At 70.1% G+C, this 7,157-nt stretch carries 6 protein-coding genes; 2 read left to right on the top strand and 4 right to left on the bottom strand.

Going from position 1 to position 7,157, the window contains the following annotated elements; genetic code table 11:
• Positions 1 to 318: 318 nt before the first annotated feature.
• The 4 genes from VFF46_RS17185 to VFF46_RS17170 form a co-directional block, all read right to left on the bottom strand.
• Positions 319 to 1,449 carry a DUF917 domain-containing protein gene (locus VFF46_RS17185; RefSeq protein WP_325038138.1) on the bottom strand — a complete coding sequence of 377 codons (1,131 nt, stop codon included), beginning with the start codon at positions 1,447 to 1,449 and terminating at the stop codon, positions 319 to 321.
• On the bottom strand, positions 1,446 to 2,519 hold the full coding sequence (locus VFF46_RS17180; RefSeq protein ID WP_325038137.1) for a DUF917 domain-containing protein: 1,074 nt from the start codon (positions 2,517 to 2,519) through the stop codon (positions 1,446 to 1,448). Before VFF46_RS17180 ends, VFF46_RS17185 begins: the two co-directional genes overlap by 4 nt.
• Before the next feature lie 124 nt (positions 2,520 to 2,643).
• The gene (locus tag VFF46_RS17175) at positions 2,644 to 4,203 is read right to left on the bottom strand and encodes a hydantoinase/oxoprolinase family protein (RefSeq protein ID WP_325038136.1); all 1,560 of its coding nucleotides are present in this window, start codon (positions 4,201 to 4,203) and stop codon (positions 2,644 to 2,646) included.
• A gap of 23 nt (positions 4,204 to 4,226) precedes the next feature.
• Positions 4,227 to 5,576, bottom strand: a complete 1,350-nt coding sequence (locus VFF46_RS17170; RefSeq protein ID WP_325038135.1) for a cytosine permease — start codon at positions 5,574 to 5,576, stop codon at positions 4,227 to 4,229.
• A 345-nt stretch (positions 5,577 to 5,921) separates the two neighbouring features.
• On the opposite strand from VFF46_RS17170, the gene VFF46_RS17165 reads away from it, so the two are divergent.
• Positions 5,922 to 6,113 (top strand): hypothetical protein, encoded by a 192-nt coding sequence (locus VFF46_RS17165; RefSeq protein WP_325038134.1) that lies wholly within the window; start codon positions 5,922 to 5,924, stop codon positions 6,111 to 6,113.
• 57 nt (positions 6,114 to 6,170) lie between these two features.
• Entirely contained in the window at positions 6,171 to 6,788 is a 618-nt protein-coding gene (locus VFF46_RS17160) for a DUF305 domain-containing protein (protein WP_325038133.1), read from the top strand.
• The last annotated feature ends 369 nt before the right edge of the window (positions 6,789 to 7,157 follow it).

Below are 7,157 nucleotides of genomic sequence, written 5' to 3'. Positions count from 1 at the left end.
ACGGCGTCCCGCAGTACCAACTCCCCCGCCCCGAGCCGCCGCCGCAACATCCGCCCGAACGCGCCCGTGTCACCCCCACCGCCGGACCCGAGCAACGTAACCCCGACAACCAGCGCCTCCAGGTCCTGCTCGCGGACCACTGTGGTCATGCACCGATCCTGCCACTGCGGACCTCCCTCACTGACCAAACGCGCCAACCGGCCCAGTCCGGGGGTTGCGTGAGCGTGGCGGCCGCCCGGTCCGAACAGTTGGTCAGTGCGGAACGTCCGGGTTGGAACCCCGGCCCGCCGTGGAGGGGTCAGCGCGGCGGGCCGGGGGTCAGGGGGTGAGGGCGTGGGAGACGGCAGCGGGCGTCTCGGCGCGGTCCTCGACCGGGTTGAACGAGACGTCCAGCCCGAAGCACGACGGGCCGAAGACGGCCAGCGCTTCCGGCGTACGCATCAGGTCCGGCGTCGAGATGCCCACGACCGTGACGCGTTGGCCGTAGCGCAGGCCCTCGGTGGTGATCGGCTCCGCGGTGTCGGCCTCCAGGACGCAGATCAGGTCCGGCACCGTGCACACCACCTCGCCGTCGACCTCCGCGACCAGGTTCTCGTTCTGGAAGCGGAGCTCCAGCTGCGACGTCCCGTCGTACGACGTGAACCGAGCCCGGCCACGTGCGAAGCCCTCGAGCGTACGGCGTTCCACGTCGACCACCTTGCCGCGGAACAGCACCCGGAGGTGGCTGTACAGCGTCGGCGCCAGCGCCTCCCGGATCGCCTCGACCGGATCCGCGTGCGCCGCCCGCGCCTCCCGCACCGCGCGCCCGATCGACAACCCGAGCGACAACGTCCGCGGTACGGCGGTCCGCTTCACCTCGGCACCCGTCATCGAATACTCCGCGATGTGCGCGACCCCGCCCAGCCGGATCGTGATCCCCCGCGCCAGCCACTCCATCTGCTTGTTGTCGGTACCGGTGTCGATCACCACGGTCTCGTCGTGCTCGCCGGCGATCGCCATCGGCGACCCCGGTACGCCGTACACCGAGAACGTCTCCATCTGCAGCTCCGGGAACGCCCGGCCCATCCCGTCCGCGTCGACCACCGGCAGCCCGGTCCGGGCCGCGACCAGCAGCGGGATCATCGAGTTGATGCCGCCGCACTCGATCGGCATCGTGGCGTCGGCGCGGCGGCCGAGGTGCTTCTCCAGCGCCCGCAGCGCGCCGACCGGTTCGCTGCCGCGCGGGATCTTCTCCACGATCACGGTCGGCGCGCCCATCTGCGCGGTCGGGATCACGAACGCGTCGTCGCCGAGTTCGTCCGGATCGAGTACGGTCACCGGCCCGTGTTCGCGGATCGCCTGTTCGACCAGCAGCCGCCCGATCAACGGGTCGCCGCCACCGCCGGTCCCGAGGATCGCCGCGCCGCGGGCGAGGTCGCGCAGGTGCTCGATGCCGAGTTGCCAGCTCATACGGTCTCCAAGGCGCGGATCGGGTCGAGGTCGTAGCCGAAGTACCGCGGGCCGACCAGCTCGATGCCCTCCGGGGAGTGCCAGCGTTCGTCGGCGGGCGCGGCGAGCACGCTGACCCGGTGGCCGTACCGCAGCGCCTCGGTGGTGATCGGTTCACCGGACTCGGTGTCGAGCACGATGATCAGGTCCGGCGTGGTCGCCACCGCCGTACCGTCGAGCTCCGCGACCAGATGCTCGTTCTGGAAGCGGAGCGTCAGCAGCCGTCCGTGCGAGGCGTCCAGCCCGTCGACGGCGGCGTCACCGCGGGCGAAGCCGGTCGTCGTACGGCGTTGTACGTCGACGACCTTGCCCACGTGCAGGAGACGGCCGCCGAGCTCGTCCACGACCGCCGAGACCGGATCGGTGTGCGCGCGTCGCGCCCGTTCGATCGCCTGGCCGATCGTGACGCACTTGCTGAGCGTGCCGACGACGTACGACCTGCGCACCTCGGCGCCGGTCATCGCGTAGAGCGACACGATCGACGAGCAACCCATGTCGATGGCGGTCGAGCGGGCCAGGCGTTCGGCCCATTCGTTGGTGATCGTGTCGAAGACGCCGCGGTTGCCCTTCTCGTCGACGATCGCCATCGGCGTCGCCTCGATCCCGGCGAGCGTCGGCAGCACCATCTGCAGCTCGGGAAACGCCCGGCCCATCCCGTCGCCGTCCACCAGGGGCAGCCCGAGTTGGGCGGCGGCGATCACCGGGACGGTCGAGTTCACGCCGCCGGCCTCGATGCAGGCCAGGTGGGTCGGCGTCTTCCCGACGTACTTCGCCAGCGTCTGCACGGCGACCGAGATCTGGTCGGCGGACGGCAGCTTCTCCACCATAACCGTTGGTGCGCCCATCATCGCTACCGGCAGTACGCAGGCGTCGTCCGGAAGGTCGCCGACGGCAACGATCTCCACCGGCCCGTGCTCCTTCAACGCCTGCTGGGCCAGCAACCGCCCGATGTGCGGATCCCCACCGCCCCCGGTCCCCAGCACGGCGGCACCCCGGGCAAGCGCCCCCAGGTCTTCAGCACGAAGTTTCATCGCAACCACTCCACCCCGGATCCCGGGCCCATCACAATCACGGTCTCCGCCGGCTGCGCCGCGGGGCGGCGGCCTTGCCGCCCCGTTGTGATGGCCTGGCGATCCGCCTCCGGGCTGCCGGCGCTCATGACGCGGCCCCCAGTCGCAGGTCGCCGACCGCCTTGCAGCGGATGCGGGTGGCGTTGCCGGGCAGGTACGGGATCGGTACCTCGTCGAAGTCCACGATCCGCACCGCCGCCGGGTCGGCGCCGGCAGCAATCGCGCGGTCGACCGCCTCCTGGCGGGCCTCGTCGACGACCGCGTCGCGGCGGCCCGGGTCGACCGCGTAGACCCGATCGACCTCACCGCCGACCTGCGCGATCGCGGCGCCGATCGCGTTCGCGACCGCGAAGTTCTCCGGCCGGTGTACGGCGAGGCTGCCGGGCAGGTCGTCCGGGAGCAGGATCGACCCGCCGCCGACCGCCACCACCGGCAGCGGATCCGGCGACGTACGCATCCGCTCCACCGCGTCCGCGATATCCGCCGCGACCCGCGCGAGCGCGGCCTTCACCAGGGTCGGATCGAGATCGGCCACCGCCTCCGTGTCGCCCACCTCGGCCCGCCCGGCCGCCACCGCGATGTCCGTCGCGGTCAGCGTCCGGCCGCCGAAGACCAGCGCCTCCTCGGTCAGCCGGTAACCCACCGACCGCGGGCCGACCGTCACCTGACCGTTGCCGTCGGCCACCAAACTGCCGCCGCCGATCCCGATGCTGAGTACGTCGGGCATCCGGAAGTTCGTCCGGACGCCGGCCACGTCGACCTCGGTCGTCGCCTCCCGCGGGAAGCCGTGCGTGAGTACGCCGACGTCGCTCGTCGTACCGCCGACGTCGACCACCGCGCAGGTGTCGAGCCCGGACAGCAGGGCGGCACCGCGCATCGAGTTCGTCGGGCCGGACGCGAACGTGGCGACCGGGTACCGGCGGGCGAAGTCGACGTCCATCAGCGTGCCGTCGTTCTGGCTCAGGTACAGCGGCGCGGAGATGCCGTGGCCGGCGACCGCGCCGGACAGGCCGTCGACGATGCTCGCGGCGAGTTCGCGGAGCGCGGCGTTGATGATGGTCGCGTTCTCGCGTTCCAGCAGGCCGATCCGGCCGATCTCGTGGGACAGCGAGATCGCCACGTCGTCGCCGAGCTCGGCGCGCAGGATCTCGGCGGCGCGCAGCTCGAACTCGTTGCTCACCGGCGAGAACACCGACGAGATCGCCACCGACCGGACGCCGTGCTGCTGCATGTCCGCGGCGTGCCGGCGCAGTTCGTCCTCGTCCAGCTCCGCGATGTGCCGGCCGTCGAACTCGTGCCCGCCGTGCGCCAGGTAGCTGCGCCCGCTGATCGCCTCGACCAGCCGCTCCGGCCAGTCGACCAGCGGGGGCAGGGACGCCGTCGCCGGGAGCCCGAGCCGCAGCGCCGCGGTCGGAGCCAGCCGGCGGGCCTCGACCAGCGCGTTGATGAAGTGCGTGGTGCCGATCATCACGGCCTGCACCTGCGCCGGGTCGAACGATCGCTCCGCCTGCAGCCGGTCCAGGGTGTCGATGATGCCGGCCGTCACGTCCGCACTGGTCGCGGACTTGTTCGCCGCCAGCACGGCGGTCCCGTCGAGCAGCACGGCGTCGGTATTCGTACCCCCGACATCGATACCGATACGCATTCCATTTCCTCCCGTTGGACGGATCAGTTGGTTGCAGGTACGGCGTTGACGCCGGTGGTGGGTTCTGGGTTCATGGTGTGGCTGGTGCCGAGGCCGCGGATCAGGCCGAGTTTGCCGGCGACGACGTACGCGAGGAATCCGACCAGCAGCGAGTTGATGCTCGGCAGACCCACGGTGACGTACTTGCCGATCAGCGCGGCGCCGACCCAGATCACGATCGTCGCCGGTACCCAGGTCGGCGCGGTCGCCGGCAGCGTGCCCTCGGCCCGGGTCGCCTCCAGGTCGGGGCGCCAGCGCTTCACCACGAAGTACTCCGCGACCATGATCCCGGCGATCGGCGGGAACGCGACCCCGAGCACGATCAGGAACTCGGTGAACTTGTCCAGGATCCCACCGGCCGCGAGCACACTGCCGAGCACACCGACGACCAGCGTGACCACGGCCCGGTTGACCCGCCGGCCGAAGACGGTGCCGATGAAGTTCACGACGCCGAGGCCGGAGCTGTACAGGTTCCAGTCGTTGATCTTGATCGTGCCGAGGATGATCACCAGCGTGCCGACCCAGCCGACCGACGAGGTGACGATCGTGATCACGTTGGCCGAACCAACGGCATGCGCGAGCAGTACGCCGACCAGCCCGATCACGTACTCGCCGAGCGTGATGCCCAGCACCGTCTGCTTGACCACGTCGCCGACGCTGCGGTTGTAGCGGGTCATGTCCGGCGTGATCACCGCGCCGACGATGAACCCGCCGGCGACCAGCGTCGTACCGGCCAGCAGGCTCAGGTGCGGACCCGGCGGCGCCGACCTGACCAGCGAGCCGAGGCTGTGGTCGGACAGCTCACTGATGATCGACCAGCCGACCAGCAGCAGGAACGCCGGGACGGTCACGTACGCGACCCAGGCCATCGAATGGAAGCCGCGCAGTACGACGAGCGTGACCGCGAGCCCGAAGACCAGCGACCAGCCCCAGGTCGGGAGTACGCCGATCAACTGGCTCAGGCCGGCCGCGGACACCGCGGACTGGATCCCGAACCACCCGATCAGGCTGATCCCGATCGCCAGCCCGATCAGCGACGACCCCGCCTGGCCGAACCCGGTCCAGCGCGCGATCACCGACGTCTGCAACCCTTCGCGGGCGCCGATCACGCCGATCAGGATCGCCACCAGCTCGAGGATCACCGCGCCGAGCGTCAGCGCCCAGAACGCGTGCCAGAAGCTCATCCCGAACCCGAGCGTCGCACCGAGCAGGAACTGGCTGAGCGCCGAGATCTGCCCGAACCGCTGGGTCGCGACGGACCACCACGAGTAGCGCGCATGCTCCGGGACCCGGGCGAGCGCGTAGTCGTCAGCACCAACAGAAGAACCGGCCATGGTGGGACCTCCAGCTCTGGGATTTCACCGAACGTACGTCGGCTGGCGGCCTACTTCATTGTCCAGTCTGCACACCCAGCGCGTAGTCACTGTGCAGATCGCCCAGGTCTGTACTGTTGCCGCGATGGCCGGACGCGCACACGACTGCGGAGCGCGACCGCCTCGCCCCCTCGCCGTACTCACCGTGCTCACCGGGGTGTTCGCGATGCACGGCCTGACCTCACACCACGACGCCGCCATGCTCCCCCAGGCGATGCCGATGCAGTACGCCGCCCCGGCCGTGACACCCATCGCAACACCCCCCACGCGGGTGCCACCAGCGTGCAGGTTGGCGCCGGTGACGAGATGGCAGGGATGGGTGACGTGTGTCTTGCGGTGCTGACCGGGCTGGTACTGCTGCTCGCCTTGCTGCTCGGGCTGCGCAGTCTGCTCGTGTGGCGTGCCGTCGGCGTACCCGTCGACGGACGCACCCGAGCGTTGGGTCAGCGGTCCCCGCCGCGGTTGTCGGTGCCGTCGTTGGGTGTACTGCGGATATAGGCCGACGTGCGCCTCGTTCCGCCGTACCCAGCAATCGCCAACACACCAAGGAATGTGATGACGCACGTCTACCGTACGACCGCGGCCTCGGCCGCCCTTCTCGCCGCCGTCCTCGGCATCTCCGCCTGCGGCTCGGACACCGGCAGTACCTCGAGTCCCTCGAGTACGCCGAGTACGCCGACCGCGCCGGCCTCCACGCCCGTTGCCGGGTTCAACGACGCGGACGTGATGTTCGCGACGCAGCTGATCCCGCATCATCAGCAGGCCGTCGAAATGGCCGACTCGGCGTTGCGGCAGGCAACGACCGCGCAGGTGAAGAGCCTCGCGACCGCGATCAAGGCCGCGCAGGCACCGGAGATCGAGCAACTCTCCGGCTGGCTGACCACGTGGGGCAAGCCGGTACCGACGCCCGGCATGCACAGCGGTCACACGATGACCGGCATGATGAGCCCACAGGAGATGGACGACCTGTCCAAGGCCACCGGCAGCATGTACGACCGGATGTGGACCACGATGATGATCAAGCACCACCAGGGCGCGATCACCATGTCCAAAACCGAACAGGCCAACGGCAAGGACGCTGCCGCGATAACCCTCGCCAAGAAGATCCAGACAGCCCAATCCACCGAGATCGCTACCATGCAACGTCTCCTCGGCCGGCTGCCTGCCGCGTAGACCTCGCCTTTCCGGAAGGAAATCGTCGCTCCGTGACGGATTCCTTCCGGAAAGCCAGGCGGGCCGCCAACTGATCCGGAACCCGTCCCGCCGCCCAAGCTGCTCGACACGATGCGCAACCGGGCGCGACGTACGCCGTACATGCCCTCAACGCCGCAGGCGCCGTACGATCGAAAGCGCGCCTGGTGGCGGTGACGCTGGACGGGCTAGGCGGCGAGGCGTCGGGGTGAGAGGTCGAGGCGGCGGAGCAGCTGGGCGTTGAGCGCGACCACGATCGTCGAGATCGACATCAGCACTGCTCCGACGGCCGGCGAGACGACGACCCCGGCGAAGGCCAGTACGCCGGCCGCCAGCGGGACGGTGATCACG

The sequence above is a fragment of the Kribbella sp. genome, assembly GCF_035655035.1.
GTDB lineage: Bacteria > Actinomycetota > Actinomycetes > Propionibacteriales > Kribbellaceae > Kribbella.
This window is presented reverse-complemented; position numbering and strand designations above follow the sequence as displayed.